The sequence below is a fragment of the Constrictibacter sp. MBR-5 genome (assembly GCF_040549485.1).
Taxonomy (GTDB): domain Bacteria; phylum Pseudomonadota; class Alphaproteobacteria; order JAJUGE01; family JAJUGE01; genus Constrictibacter.
The window spans coordinates 2,501-5,792 of sequence record NZ_JBEPTK010000039.1; the positions used below are offsets into that span (position 1 = coordinate 2,501).

At 61.3% G+C, this 3,292-nt stretch carries 2 tRNA genes and 2 rRNA genes (1 of these 4 only partly in view); all 4 read right to left on the bottom strand.

From position 1 onward, the window contains the following. Positions 1 to 602, bottom strand: a 23S ribosomal RNA gene (locus tag ABIE65_RS27680); it reaches 2,143 nt to the left of the window's first position. A 509-nt stretch (positions 603 to 1,111) separates the two neighbouring features. Continuing rightward, positions 1,112 to 1,187, bottom strand: a tRNA-Ala gene (locus ABIE65_RS27685). Positions 1,188 to 1,344: 157 nt separating this feature from the next. Next, positions 1,345 to 1,421 (bottom strand) — tRNA-Ile (locus ABIE65_RS27690). A 172-nt stretch (positions 1,422 to 1,593) separates the two neighbouring features. After that, a 16S ribosomal RNA gene (locus ABIE65_RS27695) occupies positions 1,594 to 3,082 on the bottom strand. Together the 16S and 23S rRNA genes with 2 tRNA genes alongside form the textbook arrangement of a ribosomal RNA operon. Between the last annotated feature and the right edge of the window lie 210 nt (positions 3,083 to 3,292).

Consider the following 3,292-nt stretch of genomic DNA (forward strand, 5'->3'; position numbering starts at 1 on the left):
GTCTATCGACTTAAGCTTGCTCGATACACTAACTCGCTGGCCCATTATACAAAAGGTACGCCGTCACCGCGCGAGGCGGCTCCGACTGCTTGTAGGCATCCGGTTTCAGGTCTATTTCACTCCCCTCGTCGGGGTGCTTTTCACCTTTCCCTTACGGTACTGGTTCGCTATCGGTCGCCAAGGAATACTTAGGCTTGGAGGGTGGTCCCCCCATGTTCAGACAGGGTTTCACGTGCCCCGCCCTACTCGAGGACCTGCGCTCTTTCTACCCGTACGGGGCTGTCACCCGCTATGGCCGGCCTTTCCAGACCGTTCCGGTTCTTAAGCGCAGGCCACTGGCCTGGTCCGCGTTCGCTCGCCACTACTAGCGGAGTCTCGGTTGATTTCCTTTCCTCCGGCTACTGAGATGTTTCAGTTCACCGGGTTCGCCTCCTTCACCTATGGATTCAGTGAAGGATGACCCTAAAAGGGCCGGGTTTCCCCATTCGGACATCTTCGGATCAAAGCTTGCTCGCAGCTCCCCGAAGCTTTTCGCAGCGTGCCACGTCCTTCATCGCCTCTTGGCGCCAAGGCATCCACCAGATGCCCTTCGTTGCTTGAGAGATCGTCCACGTCCCGAGCAGGGGCAAGGCGGATCCGAAGATCCTCCCGTCTCCCGCATCGGAACATGTCTCAGCGAAGACGACACGTCACCGCCCACATCCACCGCAACCCCCGACCGCCCGTCACCCGAAGGCAGTGCCCTCGGATACCGGGACGCCAGGCGTCCGGCTTCATGCGGAACGATGCCGCGTCACCGCGTCATGTTCCAGGCACCGCGCCTTCGAAGACGCCGCGGGTCTCCCCACGCGCCCAACGGCACGATGCCTTCCTCCTCTTCACCATGTCGAACAGCAACGAAGCGACGATGAACGTCGCCCCGGATCTCATGACCGCATAAAGGGTCTAACGAATAACGCACTCTATATAATGTCGGCAGCGGATCGGCCGAAGCCGCTCCCCGTCCAGGCCACCCATCGGGGCCTGTGCGCCCGTCGCCCTAAAGGGCTCCGGACCCCGCCTCCGAACGCGCCACCGGCGCATTCGGTCTGCCCGTGGCAGACCGGCAGGGTGGTGGAGGCGAACGGGATCGAACCGATGACCTCCGGCTTGCAAAGCCGGCGCTCTCCCAGCTGAGCTACGCCCCCGCTGGTCGGCTCGCCACGTCCGAGGCCCGCCATCCCGAAGGACCCGGAGGACACCCGACCCGAACCCGGAACCGTGCGCCCGTCGCGCAAGCGCGCCGGATTTTGCCTCCGAACGCGCCACCGGCGCGTTCAGCCGACCGAAGGTCGGCCGGCAAAATGGTGGGCCGAGAAGGACTTGAACCTTCGACCTCACGCTTATCAAGCGCGCGCTCTAACCAACTGAGCTACCAGCCCAATGAACGACGCGGGCAAAAGCCCGCACAAACCGCGGCCGCGCCGGACCATCGTCCTGCGCGGCCATGCGGCCGTCGTTCGTCTGGAAGGGATGCGCCGGCGGCGCTACGTCGGCATTTTTGGATTGCTGTCCAGCCGCCCTGTGAGCAGGGCGCCTCGACGGCATCCTTAGAAAGGAGGTGATCCAGCCGCAGGTTCCCCTACGGCTACCTTGTTACGACTTCACCCCAGTCGCTGACCCTACCGTGGTCGGCTGCCTCCTTGCGGTTAGCGCACCGGCTTCGGGTAGAACCAACTCCCATGGTGTGACGGGCGGTGTGTACAAGGCCCGGGAACGTATTCACCGCGGCATGCTGATCCGCGATTACTAGCGATTCCGACTTCATGCACCCGAGTTGCAGAGTGCAATCCGAACTGAGACATCTTTTGGGGATTCGCTCCAGGTCGCCCCTTCGCTGCCCACTGTAGATGCCATTGTAGCACGTGTGTAGCCCAGCCTATAAGGGCCATGAGGACTTGACGTCATCCCCGCCTTCCTCCGGCTTGTCACCGGCAGTTTCCCTAGAGTGCCCGGCATAACCCGATGGCAACTAAGGATGAGGGTTGCGCTCGTTGCGGGACTTAACCCAACATCTCACGACACGAGCTGACGACAGCCATGCAGCACCTGTGTTCCGTCCGGCCGAACCGAAAGCTCCCCTCTCAGGGAGCCGCGACGGACATGTCAAAGGCTGGTAAGGTTCTGCGCGTTGCGTCGAATTAAACCACATGCTCCACCGCTTGTGCGGGCCCCCGTCAATTCCTTTGAGTTTTAACCTTGCGGCCGTACTCCCCAGGCGGTGCGCTTATCGCGTTGGCTACGACACGGAGAGCCGAACTCCCCACGTCTAGCGCACATCGTTTACGGCGTGGACTACCAGGGTATCTAATCCTGTTTGCTCCCCACGCTTTCGTGCCTCAGCGTCAGTGTCGGTCCAGTGAGCCGCCTTCGCCACCGGTGTTCTTCCCAATATCTACGAATTTCACCTCTACACTGGGAATTCCACTCACCTCTCCCGAACTCAAGCCATTCAGTCTCGGATGCACATCCCGGGTTGAGCCCGGGGCTTTCACACCCGACTTGGACAGCCGCCTACGCACCCTTTACGCCCAGTAATTCCGAACAACGCTAGCCCCCTCCGTATTACCGCGGCTGCTGGCACGGAGTTAGCCGGGGCTTCTTCTCCCACTACCGTCATCATCGTCGTGGGCGAAAGCGCTTTACAACCCGAAGGCCTTCATCACGCACGCGGCATTGCTGGATCAGGCTTGCGCCCATTGTCCAATATTCCCCACTGCTGCCTCCCGTAGGAGTCTGGGCCGTGTCTCAGTCCCAGTGTGGCTGATCATCCTCTCAGACCAGCTACCGATCGTCGCCTTGGTAGGCCGTCACCCCACCAACTAGCTAATCGGACGCGGGCCCCTCCCAGAGCGCATTGCTGCTTTGCCCCTCAGGGCACATGCGGTATTAGCCACCGTTTCCAGCGGTTATCCCCCACTCCAGGGCAGGTTCCCACGCGTTACTCACCCGTTCGCCACTGCCCCCGAAAGGACCGTGCGACTTGCATGTGTTAGGCATGCCGCCAGCGTTCGTTCTGAGCCAGGATCAAACTCTCAAGTTGATCGCACCCACGGGCCGAGACCCCAAAAGGCCTCTTTCCACGGGCACGCTCGGAGCGTCCCAATTCATCGCAAGCGTATCATCCAACCCCCTTCGCAGGAGGCCAGAACCTGTCTCCAGGATACGCATGACGAACCGTTACGCCGATCGCTCGACGCAGCGCCGCCCGCGCATCCCTTCCATTCTATCAACTTTTTCAACAGCAAAGCCG